The 22,031-nt window shown below is 32.1% G+C and carries 24 protein-coding genes; 8 read left to right on the top strand and 16 right to left on the bottom strand.

Annotated features, from left to right (window positions below; all coding sequences use genetic code 11):
• Nucleotides 1-760: 760 nt before the first annotated feature.
• The 7 genes from VB264_RS18730 (at nucleotide 761) to VB264_RS18700 (ending at nucleotide 7,079) form a co-directional block, all read left to right on the top strand.
• Entirely contained in the window at nucleotides 761-1,633 is an 873-nt protein-coding gene (locus VB264_RS18730; RefSeq protein WP_323251808.1) for a hypothetical protein, read from the top strand.
• 53 nt (nucleotides 1,634-1,686) lie between these two features.
• Nucleotides 1,687-2,367 (top strand): hypothetical protein, encoded by a 681-nt coding sequence (locus VB264_RS18725; RefSeq protein WP_323251806.1) that lies wholly within the window; start codon nucleotides 1,687-1,689, stop codon nucleotides 2,365-2,367.
• A 232-nt stretch (nucleotides 2,368-2,599) separates the two neighbouring features.
• Nucleotides 2,600-3,208, top strand: a complete 609-nt coding sequence (locus VB264_RS18720; RefSeq protein WP_323251804.1) for a hypothetical protein — start codon at nucleotides 2,600-2,602, stop codon at nucleotides 3,206-3,208.
• A gap of 246 nt (nucleotides 3,209-3,454) precedes the next feature.
• Nucleotides 3,455-3,787 carry a hypothetical protein gene (locus tag VB264_RS18715; protein ID WP_323251802.1) on the top strand — a complete coding sequence of 111 codons (333 nt, stop codon included), beginning with the start codon at nucleotides 3,455-3,457 and terminating at the stop codon, nucleotides 3,785-3,787.
• Between the two features lie 86 nt (nucleotides 3,788-3,873).
• Entirely contained in the window at nucleotides 3,874-5,193 is a 1,320-nt protein-coding gene (locus VB264_RS18710; RefSeq protein ID WP_323251800.1) for a PQQ-dependent sugar dehydrogenase, read from the top strand.
• Nucleotides 5,194-5,205: 12 nt separating this feature from the next.
• Nucleotides 5,206-6,264: a class I fructose-bisphosphate aldolase gene (locus VB264_RS18705; protein WP_323251798.1), complete on the top strand. Its 1,059-nt coding sequence runs from the start codon at nucleotides 5,206-5,208 to the stop codon at nucleotides 6,262-6,264.
• Between the two features lie 350 nt (nucleotides 6,265-6,614).
• Nucleotides 6,615-7,079, top strand: a complete 465-nt coding sequence (locus VB264_RS18700) for a hypothetical protein (protein WP_323251796.1) — start codon at nucleotides 6,615-6,617, stop codon at nucleotides 7,077-7,079.
• Nucleotides 7,080-7,207: 128 nt separating this feature from the next.
• Here VB264_RS18700 and VB264_RS18695 read toward each other — a convergent pair whose 3' ends face one another.
• The 3 genes from VB264_RS18695 to VB264_RS18685 all read right to left on the bottom strand — a co-directional run bounded on the left by VB264_RS18695 (nucleotide 7,208) and on the right by VB264_RS18685 (nucleotide 8,947).
• Nucleotides 7,208-7,642: a KTSC domain-containing protein gene (locus tag VB264_RS18695; RefSeq protein WP_323251794.1), complete on the bottom strand. Its 435-nt coding sequence runs from the start codon at nucleotides 7,640-7,642 to the stop codon at nucleotides 7,208-7,210.
• A 278-nt stretch (nucleotides 7,643-7,920) separates the two neighbouring features.
• A complete protein-coding gene (locus tag VB264_RS18690) occupies nucleotides 7,921-8,376 on the bottom strand; it encodes an energy transducer TonB (RefSeq protein ID WP_323251792.1) in 456 nt (151 codons plus the stop codon).
• Between the two features lie 43 nt (nucleotides 8,377-8,419).
• The gene (locus VB264_RS18685; RefSeq protein ID WP_323251790.1) at nucleotides 8,420-8,947 is read right to left on the bottom strand and encodes a hypothetical protein; all 528 of its coding nucleotides are present in this window, start codon (nucleotides 8,945-8,947) and stop codon (nucleotides 8,420-8,422) included.
• A gap of 231 nt (nucleotides 8,948-9,178) precedes the next feature.
• Here VB264_RS18685 and VB264_RS18680 point away from each other — a divergent pair, with 231 nt between their 5' ends.
• Nucleotides 9,179-9,787 carry a porin family protein gene (locus tag VB264_RS18680; protein ID WP_323251788.1) on the top strand — a complete coding sequence of 203 codons (609 nt, stop codon included), beginning with the start codon at nucleotides 9,179-9,181 and terminating at the stop codon, nucleotides 9,785-9,787.
• Nucleotides 9,788-9,888: 101 nt separating this feature from the next.
• Here VB264_RS18680 and VB264_RS18675 read toward each other — a convergent pair whose 3' ends face one another.
• From VB264_RS18675 to VB264_RS18615, 13 genes are all read right to left on the bottom strand, one after another.
• Nucleotides 9,889-10,809 (bottom strand): hypothetical protein, encoded by a 921-nt coding sequence (locus tag VB264_RS18675; protein WP_323251786.1) that lies wholly within the window; start codon nucleotides 10,807-10,809, stop codon nucleotides 9,889-9,891.
• Nucleotides 10,810-11,084: 275 nt separating this feature from the next.
• Nucleotides 11,085-11,708 (bottom strand): class I SAM-dependent methyltransferase, encoded by a 624-nt coding sequence (locus VB264_RS18670; RefSeq protein ID WP_323251784.1) that lies wholly within the window; start codon nucleotides 11,706-11,708, stop codon nucleotides 11,085-11,087.
• A 122-nt stretch (nucleotides 11,709-11,830) separates the two neighbouring features.
• The gene (locus VB264_RS18665) at nucleotides 11,831-12,895 is read right to left on the bottom strand and encodes a hypothetical protein (RefSeq protein WP_323251782.1); all 1,065 of its coding nucleotides are present in this window, start codon (nucleotides 12,893-12,895) and stop codon (nucleotides 11,831-11,833) included.
• Nucleotides 12,896-12,897: 2 nt separating this feature from the next.
• Nucleotides 12,898-14,262: a DNA cytosine methyltransferase gene (locus VB264_RS18660; RefSeq protein ID WP_323251780.1), complete on the bottom strand. Its 1,365-nt coding sequence runs from the start codon at nucleotides 14,260-14,262 to the stop codon at nucleotides 12,898-12,900.
• 3 nt (nucleotides 14,263-14,265) lie between these two features.
• Nucleotides 14,266-14,595 carry a helix-turn-helix domain-containing protein gene (locus VB264_RS18655; RefSeq protein ID WP_323251778.1) on the bottom strand — a complete coding sequence of 110 codons (330 nt, stop codon included), beginning with the start codon at nucleotides 14,593-14,595 and terminating at the stop codon, nucleotides 14,266-14,268.
• A 184-nt stretch (nucleotides 14,596-14,779) separates the two neighbouring features.
• The gene (locus tag VB264_RS18650; protein WP_323251776.1) at nucleotides 14,780-15,292 is read right to left on the bottom strand and encodes an endonuclease V; all 513 of its coding nucleotides are present in this window, start codon (nucleotides 15,290-15,292) and stop codon (nucleotides 14,780-14,782) included.
• A 4-nt stretch (nucleotides 15,293-15,296) separates the two neighbouring features.
• On the bottom strand, nucleotides 15,297-16,103 hold the full coding sequence (locus VB264_RS18645; protein ID WP_323251774.1) for an alpha-ketoglutarate-dependent dioxygenase AlkB: 807 nt from the start codon (nucleotides 16,101-16,103) through the stop codon (nucleotides 15,297-15,299).
• Between the two features lie 20 nt (nucleotides 16,104-16,123).
• Complete coding sequence (locus VB264_RS18640) at nucleotides 16,124-17,353, bottom strand: hypothetical protein (protein WP_323251772.1); 1,230 nt, start codon at nucleotides 17,351-17,353, stop codon at nucleotides 16,124-16,126.
• Between the two features lie 224 nt (nucleotides 17,354-17,577).
• A complete protein-coding gene (arr, locus tag VB264_RS18635; protein WP_323251771.1) occupies nucleotides 17,578-18,018 on the bottom strand; it encodes an NAD(+)--rifampin ADP-ribosyltransferase in 441 nt (146 codons plus the stop codon).
• Between the two features lie 71 nt (nucleotides 18,019-18,089).
• Nucleotides 18,090-18,809: a DUF3667 domain-containing protein gene (locus tag VB264_RS18630; protein ID WP_323251769.1), complete on the bottom strand. Its 720-nt coding sequence runs from the start codon at nucleotides 18,807-18,809 to the stop codon at nucleotides 18,090-18,092.
• Between the two features lie 46 nt (nucleotides 18,810-18,855).
• A complete protein-coding gene (locus VB264_RS18625; protein WP_323251767.1) occupies nucleotides 18,856-19,107 on the bottom strand; it encodes an FUSC family protein in 252 nt (83 codons plus the stop codon).
• A gap of 347 nt (nucleotides 19,108-19,454) precedes the next feature.
• A complete protein-coding gene (locus tag VB264_RS18620; RefSeq protein WP_323251765.1) occupies nucleotides 19,455-20,234 on the bottom strand; it encodes a DUF7003 family protein in 780 nt (259 codons plus the stop codon).
• 862 nt (nucleotides 20,235-21,096) lie between these two features.
• A complete protein-coding gene (locus tag VB264_RS18615) occupies nucleotides 21,097-21,999 on the bottom strand; it encodes a YwqG family protein (RefSeq protein ID WP_323251763.1) in 903 nt (300 codons plus the stop codon).
• Between the last annotated feature and the right edge of the window lie 32 nt (nucleotides 22,000-22,031).

Genomic DNA, 22,031 nt, shown 5'->3' with positions numbered 1-22,031 from the left:
CCAATCTCTAGTCGTTGGTTATCCTACGACTCCAAACGATTAAGAGCGTCACGCTCGCATTGCATTTATTTTTGTCTGCAATGTTTTCCAACCGTTTACTTCGTATCAAGTGAGTTTTTACTAAAATGTTACTAACTTAGAACCTATAACCACGTTTGATAATTATTGTTCAACATTAGATTTACACGTTGGTGAAAGACTTAATATAATAGCATGAAAATTAACATTAGACTTGATAAAACAAGTGAACTCATCTTTAATAATAATAATAATAAGGGGAAAAATGATTGGACTGGTGTATTAGGCTATTTATTAATAAATATGTATTTAACATTTGGAAATGTTTAGTGAAAATGATTTTGTAATGGAATTGTACCCCATCAATGCATATGATTTTTTCATAAGAATCTTCGAAAACGCCTTATCTAGTATCAACAGATGACGAATATTTAGATAAAATAAATACCTTTTACGCTGAGCATAAGGTATTGCCACATTGGTTGGAAGAAGATAATAAAAGAGGCTTTGTACTTTAAGATGTTCCTATTCCTAGCGAGGGACTTAAGTCCCTCGCTAGGAATAATGGTTGTAAGTTGTTGATAGTCAAAGTGTAATAGGTAACTTGTCGTCGTAGTGTATTAAGATTACTATTCTTTTTATTCGTTCTTCGACTTAGCTTCTTTGAGATGCCATTTGGAAAATGTTAAAGAACGAAGATTTTAAATTTCGAGTAAATTATTAATAAGTCAAATAATAAATTATGGTAAACTATCTTGATTTTTATAAATCTGCAAAAGAATATTTAATTAAAATAAAAAGTGCCTCAGAACAAGATTTTAAGTCTGTAGAAGAGTCTGATATCTTAGAGATAGAAAATTTAATAGGTAAAAAAATCTCTTCCTTATTGCGCTGTTTTCTGAATATTTTTGGTAAAACAACTAAACGTATTCCAGATGGATTACCTATAAATTTAGATAAGATAAAAGATGCTTATTATAAATCAAGCGAGAAACTATCAATTTTAGAATCTACTGATTTTAAAGTGTATACTGATGGAAAAAAAATAGTTGATGGGAAAGTTGTTGAAATTGATGATACGATTGAAGGTGCACATCTAGAAGTAGTTAATTTATTAGAATTATTAGATATTGAAGATTTTCTCTTTTTAAGTATAAATGAGAATACAACATTTATTAATTCAAAAGAGGAAGACCCTATAATACATTACTTTATTGGTACTTCTGCATTAACCTCGAGTATGCTCCCTTTAAGTGCACATTTTAGAGCTATGCTTTTTAATGAAATTTTGCCTAAACTGGGATGGAATCCCAATATTTATAAGGACAAAAATGGAAATCTAAAAAACGACTTATCACCTTATTACAAAGAACTTTTTAGGAAAATTAGTTCTATTGATATTTCAAATTTACAATGGGCATCAATATACGATAAAATTTTTATGGAAGGATGGCCATATGACTCACAATTTCCTATTCATATTTTTCAAGAACGTCGTAGAGAATTTTACCACATAAACTCCATTGTTGAAAAACAAAATGGATATATACTGACAATAGATGAATTTGAATGGAAATTCATAGATTTCTTAAAACAACAAGGATATAATCTATAGAATTAATGTTAAGTAAAGAAGGGGTTATGTAGAGATTTTAAAAACTTATTAAAATGACAGGAAATGCAACACTTTTTTCACGAAGTTTTAATGTGAAAAATTTTAAAGAGATTATTGAAAAAAATAAGGGATATTTCTTTGATGAAGAGAGTTTATCTGGTGGAATCGATTCTGGAAATGGAAATATTTATTTTTATACTGCAAAAGAAAGCATAATTAATGAGCATTCAGTACATTTTGAGATTAGTAAAAAAAATAATGATAGTAATAGTATTATGTGCAAATTAATATATTCAATATACCAAGAATTTAACGAAGTTGAACTAAAAGCTAATTTCTTTTTAGTTTTCGATAGTAATAATTTTATTAAAGAGTATAATAAAGTTATTAAGTTAGAGCCAGATTATAACAAGACGATTATAATTTTTTGCGAATCAGATGTAACCCGACATGAAATAAAAAAAATAATATTAGATTCAGAAATTAATATTTCAGTTATCGATGAAAATATTAGGACAATAATAGAAACAGCATATTTTTTTGTAGAAAATATTGATAAAAAGAAGGAATATTTTACACTTATTTTAAGTACAACAATAATTGATTTGCAATTAATCAATATATTTTTAGAAATGTATAAAAAGTACAATATACTAATTGGTTTTTTAGACGATTATCAATTATCCTCAATGGAACTTGAAAGATTTGAAAATCAAATTGTAAAATTTTATTAAGATATAAGATTCAGTATTAATGTCCTTGCTGCTTCAAGCTGTATGTTATTCTACGGCTCCAAACGATTAAGAGCGTCACGCTCGCACTTTATTATCTACAATGTTTTCAAACCGTTTCCTTCATATCAAGGGAGTTTTACTAAAATGTTATTAACTTAGAAACCACAATTACATTTGATAATTATTGTTCAACATTAGACTTAATCGTTAATGAAATACTCAATATATTAGAATGAAATTTAAAACGAACCCTGAGATTTTTAAGAGAATTAATAGTATTAACCCAGTACCAGCAAATCCAGAAAAATTTAATATTTCTGAAAGATTACTTCTTTTTGAAGGTTTTAGAAGAATATATGAAATAAATGTTAAAATCAATCACATACTTCATGACGAAGGACATACACCGGGTACAATTACCAGACTCATTCCTGAAGATATACTTGAAAAAATAAGTCATATAATCAGCGAGGGAATTAAAGATAAAAAATTTTGGCCGGGAACATTAGGAATTTCAATGATATATAGGTATTTAATTTGGGAGATGTTTTGTGAAAATACTTTTGTAAGGGAGTTATATTCTATGAATCCATACCATTTCTTCATAAGAATATTAGAAAGAGGTGTACCAATCAGTAAAATAGATGGTAGATATGTAGAGATAAATCCTTATGAATCATATATATATAGTGATTTAGATTCAAAAAAAATTTATCAAGAAACTCCATATTTAGTCTCTACAGATGATGAATATCTAGATAAAATAAATGCCTATTATGCTGAGCATAATGAATTACCGCATTGGTTGGAAGAAGATAATAAAAGAGGTTTTGTACTTTAAGATGTTCCTATTCCTAGCGAGGGACTTAAGTGTCTCGCTAGGAATAATGGTTGTAAGTTGTTGATAGTCAAAGTGTAATAGGTAGTTTGTCGTCGTAGTGTTTATTACTATTCTTTTTATATGAAAGTAAAAAATAGATATTATTTCTATTTTGTCAACAAATTAGGAATATTTATACCAATTTGGATAATTTTTTATATCCTTAAAATAGAATTTATGATGGTGCTTATACCATTATAAATTCTATTGAATAGTATTTATTATTATATTTTTTGTAAAGACTTTATCATTGAAAAAGATAAAATAGCCTTACTTTCAGCCAAAGCCGAAAACTATGATTTTGATAATATTATAAAGATTGTTTTTGTAGAAAAATCTTCTCTGGTTTATGTAAGTCAAAAGATTGAATTATTTTTTTCTGATGGAAGTAAAAAAATAATTAATTGTGATGGATTAAATTCAGACGATGAGTATATCGATTCATTCTATAACAAATATAAGCATATAAAAAATGTGTTCGAAAAAACGTACTTACAGGAATCCTTTTTGAGTCCTTTAATAGAGCATAGCGTTCATTAGGAAATTTTAGACACCTATTAATCCCTCTTTCCCCCTATGGCACAGTATTTTATCTATTCTTGAAGAACACAAAACTAAATCATAAGATGATGTTATTCAGGCTACTACCTTTGTGCCATACCTCCTTCAAAAGAACTTGTTTTTTATTGATAGGGCTATCGCTGTTTATTAATTTATCAGGATTAGCTCAGAAACCTCAGCCTGCTACTTTACCTGCACCTTATGCTACCAAATCGACTATGAATTTCAGCAATGTTCATGGTTGGGAAAACGGACAAACGCCTATAGCTCCCGAAGGTTTTACTGTTACCCGATTTGCTGATCAGTTTGATAACCCTCGATGGATGTACGTAACCTCGAACGGAGATATATTGGTGGCTGAAAGCAATTCTAATCATACCTTAATCGAAAAAATAGGCGGGCGTATTATTGGGGCTAGTAAATCAAATAATTTAAGTAAAAGTGCTGATAGAATTACTTTATTACGTGATACTAATCAAGATGGTATACCTGATTTACGCACTACTTTTTTGAAAGATCTAAATCAACCTTTTGGAATGTTAGTTATCGGAAATTGGCTATATGTGGCCAATGTAGATGCCCTGTTGCGTTTCCCTTATCAAAAAGGACAAACAGAAATTACTGAGAAAGGACAAACGATAATGACATTGCCTATTGGTGAACATCCCCGACATTGGACTCGTAATTTATTAGCCAATGCCGATAATACAAAAATATATGTATCGGTTGGTTCAAATACCAATGTTGCCGAAAAAGGCATGGAACAGGAATTTAGACGGGCCGATATTCTTGAGATTAATCCAGATGGCTCGGGTGAACGGATTTATGCTAGTGGCTTAAGAAATCCTGTAGGAATGGGTTGGGCAATAGGTACAAAAACACTTTGGACAGTGGTAAATGAAAGAGATGAATTAGGCGATGATTTAGTACCTGATTATTTAACAAGTGTAAAAGACGGAGGTTTTTATGGGTGGCCATATTCTTATTTTGGTCAGCATGTTGACCCACGGGTGGAAGAAAAAAGACCAGACTTAGTAGCCAAAGCCATTGTGCCTGATGTTCCTTTAGGGTCACATACAGCATCTCTAGGATTAGCTTTTTATAATCAAAAGTCGTTTCCCAAAAAATATCATAATGGTGCATTTATTGCCCAACATGGGTCGTGGAATCGTTCGGTACTATCGGGTTATCGAGTGGTGTTTGTACCCTTTGAAAATGGAAAACCAAGTGGAAAACCACAGGATTTCTTGACTGGATTTATGGCTGATGAGAAGAAAAATGTGTATGGAAGACCCGTAGGCGTAATCGTATTGCCTGATGGCTCGCTGTTGGTGACAGATGATGTTTCTAATGTTGTATGGCATGTGAGTGTTTCAAAAAAATAAACCATTTTAATTATGGACTTTCAGAAGATTGTTGAACTATTGGGAGAAGATTCCGATAATCTATTTCATCACGATTGTACTACCTTTTCAAAGGAACTCTTATACCGCCCTTCACCCGACTATATCAGTCAGGTTTTGGTAGAGAGCAATCGTAATCCGCAAGTATTGCGCAACCTTGCTAGTATTTTTAACCACGGTCGCTTGGCAGGAACAGGCTATGTCTCTATTTTACCGATTGATCAAGATATAGAACACACCGCTGGAGGTTCGTTTGCCAAAAATCCTATTTATTTTAATCCAGAAAATATATTGAAACTTGCGATGGAAGGTTCTTCCAATGCAGTGGCTACTACCTTTGGCAATCTGGCATTGGTTGCCCGAAAATATGCCCATAAGATACCTTTTATTGTAAAAATAAATCATAATGAATTGCTAACGTATCCTACCAAATATAATCAAATCATGTTTGGGTCGGTTCGGGAAGCTTGGAACTTAGGGGCTACGGCCATTGGAGCTACCATTTATTTTGGTTCAGAGGAATCGAGCAGACAGATAATTGAGGTGTCGGAAGCCTTTGAGGAGGCGCATAGCTTAGGAATGCCCACCATACTTTGGTGTTATACCCGTAATAATGGCTTTAAAAAAGAAGGCATTAATTATGAAACAGCCGCCGATATCACGGGACAGGCGAATCATATAGGCGTAACGATTCAGGCAGATATTATCAAACAAAAAATGCCTGATATCAATGGTGGTTTTACTGCGATTGACTTTTCAAAAAGTGACCCGCTGATGTATTCAGATTTAACGACAAAGCATCCAATAGACCTTTGTCGCTATCAGGTAGCCAATTGTTATATGGGTAGAATAGGACTAATTAATTCTGGAGGGGAATCTAAAGGAGCTTCTGATTTAGTGGATTCTATCAAGAATGCCATCATCAATAAAAGAGCAGGAGGGATGGGGATGATTTTAGGGAGAAAGGCCTTTCAGCGAACATTTGCTGATGGCGTAGAACTTTTGCATGCTGTGCAGGATGTGTATTTAGCCAAAGAAATTGGCTTGGCGTAGGATGGTTGTTAAGTTTTTGTTTTGATAAGATAACCCTCAAAATAATTTTCTATTAGCTGGTGACTTATGTCCTAACCATTATCCACATCTTTTAAAAAAGTTGATTGGTTCAAATAGGCTTAAATCGTCTTTCAAACTGAGCTTTGGTCGCCTCATGTCACAGCCTGACTACGTGAAGCTCTTATCCCTAGCGAGGGACTTAAGTCCCTCGCTAGGGATAAATTCTTTGATTATCAGTTATTTATTTGCTTATGGGTAATCATTAGAACTTAAGTCACCAGCTAATAGAAAGGTGATAAGAATTTGAATATAACGAGATGGTTTATTTGCAAAATATAATTGACAAAATCATGAAAATCTCAAAACAATTATTCACATTTGCTTTTTGGGCAATATTAGTATCATGCTCGATAAGTTTGTTTGCCCAAACACAATCAGAACTAGAAGAAAAAGACTCTAAGCAAGTATCAGAACATTATACGGTTGCCTTAGAACAAATTTCGGCTGTCCAACTGGCAGAGTCTCTGACGAAAGCAGAATTGTTAGAACTTGTACAAAATGCAGGGAAAAATTTGAAAAAAGCAGAGGAGTTTTTCGCTTTGGTAGAAAAATACATCGGTAAAATAGATACGAAAAGTTCTGCCTGCTTGGCTGTTAAGCAATATAATAAAGTGGCAAACGGCTATTATTTAGCGATGGTAAAGGAACTGGAAAAGGAAAAATACAATATTAGGACTATAAAAGCCCATGCAATGAAGTTTCAAGACGCTATATCTAATGCTGAAACGGAGCATATAAAGGCTAGGATGATGTAGCAAATCTACTATTAAAATTAATCCTTCCTATTAGAGGGTGACGTAAGTCACCCTCTAATAGGAAGGATTAATTTTGTTACCCTATAATCGTCAACAAATCCTTATCTCACTAGAAATAAGGAAGACCTCTACTTACTCACATTTCTATAAGTAAAAGAATGAAAGATATGTCTTTTGGCAAATCTTGGCAATGATGGAGCATTAACAAGCTTCACATAAGTATTTTTAGGCACACCGAAATATTCGTAAACCACATTATCTTGAAAGATGATTTTTAACGTTTCGTCTTTATAATCAAAATCTTCAATGATAGAAGTTGTTGTGATACGTGTGTACTCTTCTGCATTAGCCAAATGTGTTTCTGGCGCAATACCTACTAAAAGATTATATGCCTCGATGATTACCTTACTCTTTATCGCTGCTTGTGCCTGTAATTCCTCATTATCCTGAATTTTATCAGGGTGCCACTCTTTTATTAAGTTTCTATATGTTTTTTTTAATTCGGAAAGCTCAGTTGTTTTTGTTGCACCAAATAATGTTCTATAAGAATTGATTTTTTTCATGAATTTATCAAAATGTGAATAACCGCATTAAACACCTGTTAATGCTTTTATTATTTTATTCGGGTGCAAAATTACGGATTTATATTTAATTTTTTATAGTCAATTGATTTTCTGCTGAATACATTATCAAATGATAATAAATATCAATATCTCAATATCGTATCATCTAGTTTAAAAGAGAATCTAGATTATAGACTTTTTGGAGAAATAGACTAGTTTTAAACACTATACTTGTCCGAGATTTACTTAACTACAAGTAAGAAAATAGGGTTGTAGGATTAAGGTATGTTAAATGTAAAAATAGTCTTATACCTTACTTTTTTCCCATCTTGTGTTGCAGAAGTCCACATAGGACTGGAGTAGAGTGCGTTTTTTATACCATCTTCTAACGCTGAATTATGGCTATAACGTGTTATAATCTCTACTTCAGATACACATCCATTTTTTTCTATGATAACCCAACATAGCACCATACCATTATTTTTAGAAAATGGGATTGACACCTTAATTAGATGTCTTTTGACAAACGCATTTAGAGAGTCCTTTCCTCCTGGAAATACTGCTGGATGTTCGGTAGCCATATATACTATAGTATCTGAATTTCTATTAAAAAAAGGTTCCATAAATGATTTAACATCTATAATCCTAAGGGTATCCTGCTGTTGCGAGAAAATACTATGAGTAAATAATAAAACTAAGCTAACGACCTTAAAAGGTGCAGACAATATTTTCATGTTTTTCTGTAGAGGGTTTATAAGGGGTGAAAGTTGAAAATAATTAATCTCTGATACTATAAATTATTTTCTGAAAATCCGTTTTATACTTGTCTTTATTTTCTCCTGCACACCATGATATTATTTTATAATAAGATGTTTTAGTCTCGACAATTCCAGCTAAATAATAGATTTCAGCTTTTATGTCTTCATCGTAATAGGTAATTTCAACTTCTGCAAATCTTGTTTCACCCTTTGTTGTATAGATTGGTTTTCCTATTGTTTTTTTCTTTGCTTCTTTTAGAAAAACACTCATAAAATAATCGTAAAATTCTTCTAATGAACCATAGTTTAATTCGGCAATAGCTAAGTCTTCCTTGTTGTCTTCAATTACAAAGCCATATACATCTTTAACAGCATTTTTATACTGAATAATTGATGATTCGTTTAGTCCCATTGTTTTTGTCATATAGCTAGGTAAGCTAATATAGAATACATGACCTGCTTTATATTCTTTGAGTGTTGACTGTGCAGAAGACTTTAACGTTGATAGAACTACCATAATGGTAAAGAATGTTAAGATTTTTTTCATTAGTGTTTGAATATGAGATATGAATTGGAAATTAAACACCAACAATATAATACTCTCTTTTGAAAATATTTGTATTGTGTGGAAATAAACGGGGAATTTTGGGGAATTTTGTAAATCCCAACCCTATATTCATAACCAATCATAGCCAAATCAGCTATGAACCAACAATGGAATAGTATTTTTAATACCATCAACAGTAATTAATTATCATTCAATTATTCCATTAAAGTTATGAACAAGAAAACAGGTTTATTCATTGTAGCTATTTTATTAGTGGCTAGCTTATCGAAAGCACAAAATTTATCTTTTGGCCCAATGGCTGGTGTAAATTTTTCTAATTTATCTTCAAACGATAATACCTCAACTAAAACAGGGCTCGCAGCAGGAGCATTTTTCAACTATAGTAGTAAAAATTGGTTTGGCGTAGGTGTACAGGTGTTATATAATGAATTGGGTGCGAAGGTGAAAAATGCAGACAATTCAATCAATTTGAATTACTTACAAGTGCCAGTGTTGTTTACTTATTATTTCGCAGGCGAAAACACAGCAGGCTCTTTTAGACCAAAATTATTTGTTGGGCCTCACGTAAACTTTTTATTAAATGCCAAAGACAAAAATGGTATTGATTTGAATCCAAACGGACAGAATTTTTCGAGTACTGATTTTGGTGTGACTGTAGGTGGCGGATTTAACTATGCATTAGCAGACCAAATTTGGTTGAATGTAGATGCTCGTTATGGTTTAGGCCTAACAGATGCTACAAAATCTACCACTAGCAACAGCATGAACAGAAATTTGGGTATAAATGTAGGAGTAAGCTTCCCGATAGGAAATCTCTAATTGTTTAAAACGATATAATAAAAATCTCCCTTTTACTCGATGAGAGTAGAGGGGAGATTTTGTATTTTTACAGCGTTACTTATACTAGACGAGTATCCGAATTAGTAAGAAAAATATGCATTGATAAACCAATCTCTTTTCTGTCTATATTCTTCAGAATTTTCATATCCCTCATCCCTTTGATTTGCCAATACCAGTGTTTTAATCGTTCTACCTAAATGAGTATTTTTTAGCTTTTCTAACTGTTTTTCAGTTAGTTTCAGTTCTATTAAACTTAGCACCTCTAATTCAGGAAAGTTTTTCGATTCCATGAATTTCTCAATAACTTCATACGCTAATACTGAATCTTCAGGAATTTGATTAAACTCTATATTAATATCTTGATAACTAAAATGTTTTAATTTTGGGAAACAATTAGCTACAGAAAGCCTTTCAATAAAGTTATTATTGTCATAGCCTGCTCGCACTTCTAATGTTTCAATAGGATGAAATTCCCTTTGAAAGAAATTTTCATTAGGGGCAGACACTAAATTTAAAGTTCTTAATTGTGGCATTGAATCCAAAATTTTACCACCTAGTCCCCCTTCATCGAATCCTCCATCCATCGAAGCAATTAAAGAACCATCTTTTGAATAATGTTGTGTATAAAAAAAGGCTAAGTTCGGAAACGAATTGTATGATAATAATTCACTAAAATAAAGCTCGACTGTCCCATTTGCTTGCCCGCCTTTATGAAAAAAACGTAGCTTTTTAATGATTTGTGTATATTCGGAGGTAGCAATAATTTTAAAAATAGTAGCAGCATCGTCAGCATCATTCACATAGATATGTAATTGTATGAAGTTTTCATTGGCAGGTTTTATTTCGATAAAATATCCAGCACAACCTGTTGAAAAACTTGCTAAGTCTTTTAGAAATTCATCCTTTTGTAGGTCTATATACTCTTCTTCATCTTTTTTTATTGCTGAAATTCTTTGAGCGTAGAAGGCATTTTCAATGTCAATAAATAGTTGTGAAATCATATTTTATGATTGTTTAATGGGTTGAAGAAATATTGAGTGTTTGAAATTATTACTGATGTTTTATCCTCTAAATTAAAAATCAATGATTGTTTTTATATTTGCTTTATGAGGATGACCGTAATGCTTTAATATTCTTTTTCCCGCTTTGTTTCAAATGTAATGCACTAACTTATGATAGTGCATTGCATTTTTTATTGTTCAGTGATGATAAAGCAAACGAATATTTTGGCAACCTCTGGACTTAAACTAAACTTGCTAAAAACTAACAAATATTATTAAGCCTTCGTTTTCCTACATTTAATTAAAAAGAACGGCTGACTTTCATTGATTGATAAGATTTCAAATAGTCCAACCTTGTCAAATGCTGCATGGATAGATTCCCTGTCGTAAAAAAACATCTTAACCCCTTCGAATATTTCATAGCGGTCTTTGCTAATAAACTTGCCTTTCCCATAAGTAGGCGCTTCTTTTGAGATAACTGTAAAAACTATATAACCTCCGTCAGAAAGTTGATGATAGCAGTCTGAGATGAGTTTTTGTCTTTCATGATCATCTAGCAAGTGAATCAACGCATAACAAAATATTCCGTCATATTTGCCATCGTCAAATGGCATATCAGTTACCGAACCATGATATATCGTAGTGGTTGTACCGTAATGTTTTTTTGCCAAAGCAATAGCCGTTGCTGAAATCTCAATGCCCGTTACTTCAATGCCATTCTCTATAAAAATCTGTGCATTTCGTCCATAACCAAAGCCAGGAATAAGTATATTTTTTACGGAGTGTTGAATAAAAAAATCCTTCGTCAATACAGCAGACTTTGAGGGCTCAAAACCCCACATTTCTTGTTTATCGATAAAGGCTGTTTCCCAAAACTCAGGTTTTTCATTTGTAATCATCTCCTTTATTATCGGGTTATAAATTCTTTTAATAATACATCAACTTGGAGGAGTCCCTGAGATGTCTTTGGGAACATTTTTAATACCATAAGCGGAAAATGAAAATGTGCTATTGCATTAGGTTATTTTATTGCTAAATCTGTCAATATCTGTTTAATATTTAAATGTTTTGCATCTTGAATTTTCTTAGCATGTTCCGTAACCAAATCTATCCAATCAGAAAGTTTGTTTTTTTCTATTGTCTTGATTCCCCAATATTCCGATAGTTCAAAAGCTGATGTTTGGATAATCGTTTCTACTATATTAGAAATATTGTCAAATAAGTTCAAAAATATTCTTGGTACTTTCTGATGATTTTTTTTGCCAATGATATAATCATTTTTACCTCCAGCCGTAAATAAATCACGAACATTCGGACAAACAACTGCTTCTCTAGTTACAAACCAAATTGCTAATCGGCTGAATTTATCATTACTGTTACCGAAAAGTTCAGGAAAATAGACCATTGCTCGGTTTTTCAATGCTTGCTTTTCTTGGAAGGAAAGATTATTCCAAATTCTGATAACAATATTACTTGGTTTACTGTTGTTTTCTGTATCCATCCACCAAAGCTCTTCCCCGGGTTTTAGTTTGGTTTTATAATAATCGACGATAGGCTTTATAGGATTTTCTTTCTTTCGTAAAGTATCGTAGGGTATTTGAATTTTATCAAAAATGGTTTTACCCTCTTCCAAATTCATATCAATTAAATAGCGTGGCGAATGTGTTACTACAACCTCTGATAAAACTTCTTGATAAGGACGACAGCGAAATTCTATAGGACTTGCCAATTTGGCAAATAACATAAAAATCCTTTCTACATTATCAACTCTTGTACTTTCTAAAACACTGTTTCCAGTTGTTTTCCAATGATTTTGCGTTGTAGTTTTTACTTCAATACCATAATAATTTTTAGCAACGATATCAGGAAATTTTTGTCCACCGATGAGTTCTATTGAGTTTTCAAATGATGTTCCTACTGCTAAATCTGTCATTACATCTTTTACATAGGGTTCAAGGTTTCTACCTAAAAGTGTTGATACTTTTTGGGATTTTTTTTGAGCGTGAACATTCAACTCATCAATTGTTGAGTTAAGCAAAGAATAAAATTCGCTTCTGTTTGGGTCTGCATTAATTGAAACTATCATTTTTATTTTTTGAAGTATAGGTCCCAAACTTCTTCTATTCTCTTTGCTAAATTGTATGCTAAAAGAGGCGGAACAGCATTTCCAATAATTTTATATGCTTGTGAAGGACTAACTAAATATGAACCTTTTCGACCGCTTTTATTTTCAATTACAAATTCATAATCAGGTGGAAAAGTTTGGATTAGTGCACATTCTCTTACTGTTAACCTTCTTTCTTTTAGTCCTTTGCTTAGTTCATTCTCGATTTGTCCCCCATTTTCTTTTGAAAGTCTTCTGAACTCAATATTTCCATGGTGTTCTGAGCGAATTGTAGGTGAAATACTCGAAAGCTTTATTTCAGTTTGACCTTGACAATGCTTACCCATAAATTTTGCCTTAGAATAAAACCTTTGAGATAAATCGGTTGTAATTTCGGGTTCGTCTAAATTTTTAAAAACATCTTCCAATTGTACATAATGCTTTAAATCATCTCCTTCAACTGTATAAGAATGAGTAGGGTGTGGATAAGGGTTGTAGGTTTGTGGAATAGTTTCTTTTTCTAATTCCGATAATGCAGATTTTTTAAGTGCAGATTTTTTGATACCAATGAAAATAACTCTTTGTCTCGATTGAGGAATCCCATAATCTGCTGAATGTAAAACTTGTGGGTCAAGGACAATATAACCGTTTCCGTTTGCAGAAGAAAAATCATTTTGGATTATTTCTTTTACGTTGTCAAGGTTTACTAATCCTTTCACATTTTCAGCAATGAAGATTTTAGGTTGAGTAATTTCTATCACTTCTTTCATCCACATATAGAGCTGTCCACGAGTTTCAACAGAAGCTGTTTGTTCGTTCACTAGTTCTCCTTTGTGGTTTTTATGCGAATTAAATCCATGACGTTTCCCTGCTACACTAAAATCTTGACAAGGAAAACCACCTGTTACTACATCTATATCATTAGGAAAAACATTTACCCCATTTCTATACATCTTTACGAGGTCAACGATACTTTCTTTGTGAAAATCTTCTGCATTACGTCCTCGTTTTGAAAAATAATTAACCCAAGCGTTTTTTGCATCGGTCAAAATGTCATTGGCAAAAACGGTTTTAAACTTCGTTTCTTTGAGTTGTACGAAGCCATTATTTAATTTTTTATCGATAAAATGTGGTTTCATAATTTCATTTATTGAGGACTGTAAAACAGAAAAACCACCTTCAAAACCTAAATCCATTCCACCACATCCCGAAAAGAGAGAGAGAACATTTAATGTTTCTTTCTTTTTTTCATTGTTTATTTTTAAAGCTGTTCTGGGATAATACATAATATCCAACTGTGGTTCTTCTGTTACGTCTATGATACCCGTATCAAATGTTCCTGTTTGCATAGTTTAACTTTTTATAAGGTTGGATTTTAAATACTTTACTTTTTGTTCGGCAGCTTTCAATACTTTTCCTGCACAGTCTTCATTTGCGATTTCATAAGCAATCTTTTCGCTCATAAATTGAACCCATAAATCTTCTTTGTCAAGTTTAAGAATTTCTGCAAGTTTCATTATATTTTCCTTGGTCGGCTTACGTTCGTTGCGCTCAATTTTACTTAAAATTGCTTGGTCAATGTCGAGATAAGATGCTACTTGTCGAAGTAGTAAACCTAAACTTTCTCTCTTTGCTCTTATAATTTGTCCGACCGTTTCCATATGAATAATATTATTTGACATTATTTGTCAAATATATATATTGTCATTTTAAATTTTACAAATTATAAAATTTATTTTTTCTGCCTTGATTAGAGTTATCTCTAACGATACTAGGATCAATAGCAAAAGAATAATAATTTTTTAAGTGGGTAATAATTAATAGTTTGATGATAAATAAAGTGTTAATGAGAAAAATACTTTTTAACTATCTATCGTCTCTTTCCTTTGTTAATGTATCTAACGTTTTCAATAAAGTAGGAATTCTATTCGGACCACTCATATTTTTTATTAGTTCTGTCGCTTTGTCAAGGTCAATACCGATAGATGTTATGTAAAGAGGCTTAATACTTGTCCCTCTCAAAAGTGGCCTTTTGTTTTTTTCTATGGTGGCAAAGTTTGTCTTCGCAACTCCAATAATTGGAATCGTCGAACCTAATTCCCTATATAAATGTCCGCCCAAACCAAGCTTTTGATTATCGTCCAAAAACACAAAACTATCTACTATAATTGTTTCAATATTTTCGAGTTGAATCTTTTCAAGTAAACTCATAATACAAGGTAATTCTCTTTTGTAGAATTCTCCTGATTGATATTCCTCAATACCTTCTAGTATTTCAGTAGTTACTTGATAGTTTTCATCGTTTTCCCAACTTTCAAAAGCGATACAAACCGTTTTTGCCTTATTGTCAAAATAATAAGTATCAAAGCATAAAATCATAATATTATCTATAAAAATCTTTTGGGATTATGGTATCACCTACACTCAGAGTGTAGGCGATTGTTGGATAATTGAAGTCCATATCATTATTTTCCTGCCCTCTAATTTTATAAAATGCAGTTTGTTGATTGTCATCAGCTAATGCTAATAATTCTCCATTTGAAAAATAAGGTAAGCCATCCTTAAAATGAATAAATGTTTTTGATTTCCGAAATGTAATACCTAACCATTTATTATCAGGCTCCAATATTTTCTGGTTCGTGCTTGATTCTAATACAATCTTATGGAGGAACTTAGCATTAGTTTGTAATGAAAATAAGATAACAGAATTATGCGTTAGGGGAATCTCAAATTCCTCCTGTGTTGTTTTGTCTTTGATTTTAAGCTTCCTTAAAAATTGTTCAGATAATTCATCTGGTCGTTCATAGCAAGAAAAAAGTCCAATGTAGGAGCGAGGATCCAAATCCAAACATTGGTCTGAATGATAACCCATTTTGGTATAATCTCGGTCATATATTTCTATCAAAGCATTGTTAAAATGCATTGCTGGAAAATGGTTATCTATATAATTGGTTTGAATTGTGCTATTTATCTCCTCTATTAGCATATGGTGAATAGCAGAAAAATTATGAGCAGGTATATTATATTTCGTAGTCGTTCTTACTATCGGTATGCCATCATCTCCTATATTGACTAGGTGATTTCCAATTCTACCTTTAGCGATGTCTTCAAAATCAATCGAATTAAATAATTCATTAAATAAGTCTCTTTCCAATGGAAGCGTAATCTTATAAAATCCCAAGCTATTCATTATTTGTGTACTTGTTAAGGTTAGAATATTGGTTTTTCATAATCGCCTAAATTCATGCTAAAGTGAATTTTTCCGTAATCAACGATTTTCTCTGTTTTATTTTCCTCATAATACGAATTACGCAAATTTTCCATGTCTTCAGGAATCATCAGTGCTAGTTTGACCAATGTACCATTTTCTTTGATGTAAGTTTGGTTGTTCATATACAACGATTCCAAATTTGAGCAACGTACTACATACCCCATTCTAACAGGTATCCTATCAATATTTAATACAGAAGGTCTGATTTCATGGGTATATAATCTGTTTGTAGAAAGCGGAATCAAAAAAGCAGAATTGGGATATAATGTAACGCTAAATTCTTTTTCTAAAGTATCATCATTGATAGTACTTTTTAACTTAAAATGTAGCTTAGTTAGGGCACTAGTTTTTTTATAACACCAATCATATTTATCCGTTTCCGAAGGTTTTAATTGGTCAAAGTTAGCTTTGTCATAAAAAGTACAGAACGCAATAATACCCTCTTTGGGCATATCCTTCGTTTTATCAGAATGTGCTTTGATTCTTGATTTTAATTCTTTTGTACTGTCATCTGACTTTTTGTTTTCATAAATCTGTGCTAATACATGATTCAGCCTTGTTTCTTGTTCAAAAATATATTGAACAGCATTATTTAATGTATTGATTATATGATAATCGGTATCACGAAAATTATCAGTAGGTCCTGTTAAATTACTAGAACATCTCAAAAGGCGATAATGTAGTATTTCATTGTTATCTTCAGTGTCTTCTTTCAATACTTCAGTTAAATAGATTCCTTTTCTAAAAGCCTTCGCTTCCTTGTTCGACTCTGTTAATTCCTGAAATGTATGTTCTGACTTAATCTTATTAAAATAATCACTTTCATTGAACAAATCTCTAAAATAGACTCCAGCATTACTGATGATAACAGGCACTTGACCAAGGGCTATTACATGAATGTTTTTTTTATTACTATTTTCGTAGTTACTAGAAAGTTCTCTGATGATATATAAAGTGTCATGTTCATCTGTAAGCTTGCTTATATCCCCACATACATAAATCTGTTTATTGCTTAAAGGGTGTTGAATATCAGATAATTTTTCCACAACTATACCACAAAAATTTGCTATTAGATAATCAAACTCGTCGGATTTATCTTTACTGTCTGTCAGAACGACAAGAACATTTTTGTCTTTGGAAATTTTGTTTTCAATAAGTGTTGTTGTCATTTTTGTATATGTTAAAATTCATGCGGCTACTCTCGTTTATCTTAAGATAATTGCCATAAAATTCGAGCAGTTTTATTTTTTGTCTAAGCTAAGATAGATAAAATACTAAAGCAAAAAAAAGCACCATAAAATCCATCAGATATGATTAAAGATTTTATGGTACTTTAAGCCAATATACTATTGCTTGACTCTTATATTAGTCGTGTAAATAGACATTTTAGCCATTAATTGATAATCACAGCATTCGGATTGGCTTCAATGTTTGCTAATCTTTCACGCCATTGTTCGAGATCTTCAGGGGTTAGTCTCACCCAATCGGTTACTTCACCAACAACTTTCAATGATGCTTGACTACGATAGGAGCGAGTAGGATTGCCCGGAAATTTTTTATCGGTAACATTAGGGTCATTTTCAAAACTTCCCATCGGTTCAACGATGTAAACACGTTCGAAACCATCACCTTTGGCTAACGTTGCGGCAAGCCCCGCCCCATTCACTAAAGCTGTAAAATAAATATGGTTCATGATGATTTCAGGTTTGTAATTCGACCTAAACCCTGCCGTCAGCAAATCGCCAACTTGCAAATCTGCTTTCGTTCCGTGATAAAAGGGACCATTATCTAGCACATCGGTCTTATCAAGTATGCTTGTGTTACTTTCTATCATTTTTGCGTTTTGAGGGAATAATTGACCTAAACTCGAATTACATATTATCTAGTTTAAAAATAGCAATGACTTTATATTTTTTTAGTTATCAAATCAATGGCTATCCCTATTAGTATTGCTAGGATTTCAAATGAGAAAAAACCTAATAAATAGGCAAAAAGAGCCTTTAAGTAATTTTTGAAGCCTCCACCAAAAAACTGACCAATAGCCCAAGAGATATATATCATTATAATACTAAAAATAACTATATCAAGAATAGCGTTGGTTACAAATTTGCCAACAATAGGGTGTATCGAAAGCCATAACATACCTTCGCCCATGATAAAACATAACAAAACGCCGATTTCATAAATATTGTACGAATATTTTTTGAAAAAAATCTTTGTCCAAAATGCAATAAATAACAACATCAAGATATTGGCATATCCATAATTGTTTTGAACCCAGAGCATAACGTTATTTACACTTGAAGCTCCATATTGTTTTTGAAGTTGTTCTTCACTGAATACATCAACCTCTAAGTAGCTCGTAATCAGGCTATAAATAACTGAACATAGAAACAAAAAAGTTACAGGTTTCGTACAAGCATTTCTATCTGTACTGAGATAATGATGAATTAGTTTATTGGGTCGTAGCAACAATTCACGAACAGTAAACAAAAAACCTCTCTCATAGCCAATCAGGTTAAGAAACTCCTCTGCGGCATATTTTCTATCAACTCTTTTCAATAAAGGTTCTTGTACGTTGGTATAGGTAGCCTGACCAGGATGGTCTAAATGTTCATTCTTCATACGTTTGCGCAAGTGATGCTATAGTTGAAATTTACGCTAATTGAGATTATTTCAAGTTTCGTTCTTTTAAAATATTTTCTAATTCTTTATTATCGTATTTGGAATTATTAGCCAATCTATACGCAAAAAACAAAGGGATTAAAATAAAAAATCCTAAACCATTTTTAGCAATGCTGAAAATGACAATCCCTATCAGAATCCCAATTAATAGCGCATTAATGATAGCAGTTGATTTCATTTTTTTTGCTACTTGTAATAATTCTTCGTCTGTTAATTCTGTTAGTTCTTTTTGTTTCATTTGTATGTTTTAGATTATTATATTTTATTGTTGATGTTGTTTTTCAGGATAGAGGCAAAACAATGGGGGTAAAAAAATGTATATCCATCAAGTAAAACTAAAATATTTTAAAGGGTTTTCAAATCACATTAAATAAAAAATCTCTCCTTTCACCATAGTAGATGGCAAAAGGAGAGATTTGGAAAATCTTGTATATTTATCTAATTCAGTTTAAAAGTGAATTAGGTTAGTAAGAGTAAGTTTTAGCGGATTGGAAATCCTTTTTATTGTATAGTTCGAGATGTCCTTTAGAACATCTCGAACAGCATGAATAATATAACACAAAGTCCATGTAGGTGGAGGTAGGTTTATAAGTCACCCGATTCCCAATTTGTCCAATGGTTGTTGGGTTTGAGTGTAGGTTTCCAACAAGTTATGTTTCTTGTCACTAAAACTTTTGCGATTAATTGATATGTCTCTTGGCTACTTGGTAGGGTGCTTTTGTCATTAGTACTTATAAAGTGAAATCTGTCAAGTGTCATAAGTTTCGGAATATCATGTGGAATGTGTTGTTTGATTTCGTCTTCGGTTGCACTAACTAATTCAGGGTTATTGTCGCTGAAAAATCTAATAATGTCACTATAGCCAATGAGATTTTTGGGATTATCGTAGTCCCTTGGTTTAATTCCCAATGCCAAATATTTTTTTGTGTCATGGTCAATTGCAACTTTCTGCCCGTGAATAGTCAATTCGCTTGCAGTTGGGCTAATTAATTCAAAATCTTCCTTGTTTGTTATCCTTTCATATTCCTGGGATGTTATTAAAACAATATTGCGTGCATTTGTGATGTAACTCCCTTCGGGATATTTGTCAATAGCATAGTTGATACAATTCCCAACATAGTCAAGTTCGATTTCTGCATTATTTGCACGATTTTGGTAACCACATTTTTCAAATACAATTGCCCATCTTGTAGAGTCTGCATATAAATGAATTTTGTTGCCTGCTGTTTTGCAATAACCATGCTCTAGATCAAAAAAAAAATTATACTTGATATAACCATTAGTTCCTACTGGATAATCATCAGCAGGTTGTCCATTAAATGCTAAATCAAGCTTATGCAAAATGTCTGCTTCCGTAAAATTCATTTTTTTGTTGTCAGATTTTTGACTGTCTTGTCGGAAAGAGCAGGATGTCAATATGAGTGTTATGATGATTAGGGATGTACGCATACAATTACTGCTAACGAGTATAGCTTTATGTAGATAGGGAATTAGCATTGGGTCTGCTCGTATCGGTGTTGATTATTTTAGTTTAGCTAAAGTAAGTACTAAAGCTTATTATTTAACGTCACTTCTACTATCTTGAGTAAGTTACCAAAGGTTGCCTTAAATTTTTACTCGTCATAATTTAAGTTCGTCAATAAGTTGAATGATTAAAAGCTGCGTCAAATTTAGTATAGAATTATCGTCCTTTTGTTCATAATTAATTGTTGCAATAACAAAAGCATTTTTATAAAGTCGTTCTGGAAATTTGTTCCACGTTATTTCATACCTGCTGTTTTGTAAAGGTATTGTCCCGCTACTGCTTGTATATTTATTTTGAATTAGTGTAAATGAAATTGTTGTGTCATTGTCAAACTTAACAGCAATAAGTGAGTTAGTCTTCGAAGATAATACTTTGTTAATACTTATGATCTTGCGCTTTTGAAGCGTGTCATTAATAATTTCAATTGTCCACTGTTTTTTAGGAAATGATGGAACTCTAAAAGAGTTGATGTCTAAAATTGTCAGCAATTCATCATTAGTTATCCTTTGTCCAAATGAACATAACGAAGTTGTCAAGATTAAAATAATAAGTATGTAAATTGTTTTAGGTGTCATTTTATATTACAAGTAACGGTTTGTGCTAGTGGGTAATTTTTAGCGGCCTAGAAGTCCTTTTTATCAATAGTTCGACTTGGCGTCCCCGAGATGCCCTTTAGAACATCTCGAACAGTGTGAACCCGATTTAACTACATTGTAAAATAAACCAGGAGTTGTCAAATTGTTTGTTTTTTAAATCGTTTTTTTTAATCCAAAAGTAAAGTCTTCCACAGTCACCCCACATCATTTCATTTTCCTGATTACTGTCTATTTGTAAAAGCAGTCGCCAATTTATTGCATTTGGTTCAAGTGCTTTTGCTTTTGGGTCATTATAACCTGTCTGGTCGCCACAATAAAGTCCATTAGTGACAAGTTCACATTCCAATTCCATTTCGTTTTGAATATTGTCGGCATAACCAAGCAATTTATTTAGAATTCCATCTTCATATACTTTATTGTAAAACTTGTCAATCTCATCATCAGTAAAATTTAAATCATCATATAAATTATGATTGTAAGAAGGTAAACTGATTTCTTGTTTGACATTTAACGAAGAAGGTTTAAATCTTGAATTTTTTAAATCAGCTGGGAATTCAATTCGTTTTAATGTTGTCAAGTCTCCATCGAAGTACAAAATTTTGAATTTATTTTTTTCATTGAAGTCGAACCCCCAAGCATCTTGCTCACTTGCATAGAAAAAATAAAGCATTCCATTTTGAGGTAAAAGGTTTTCAATGTCAAACTGTGCAATCTCTGATAAGTTTATTTGTGCAATAAATGAAAGTGGTTTTGTAATAATTTGTTCGGTTTCTTTTCCAAAAAACCAAAACTTCTTTTTCTTTATAGTGTTAGTTTCGGTAACCCAATAAAGACTTGAAGGCAAATCTGGTTGACCACCGATTTTAGATTGTCCTACTTGAATGTCTTCTTCGTTACAAGGTTTAGGATAAAGTCTGATTGTATTTTTAACAAAAGGCTCTAATTTGTCAAAAAAGTGATCTAGCCCGTTCGCTTTAAGCCTGTCAAAAAGTTGTTCTTTATTGTCCATAAGGTGTTTTATCGAATGCCCACCAGTGAGTA

The sequence above is a fragment of the Arcicella aquatica genome, assembly GCF_034928825.1.
Classification (GTDB): Bacteria; Bacteroidota; Bacteroidia; order Cytophagales; family Spirosomataceae; genus Arcicella; species Arcicella aquatica.
This window is presented reverse-complemented; position numbering and strand designations above follow the sequence as displayed.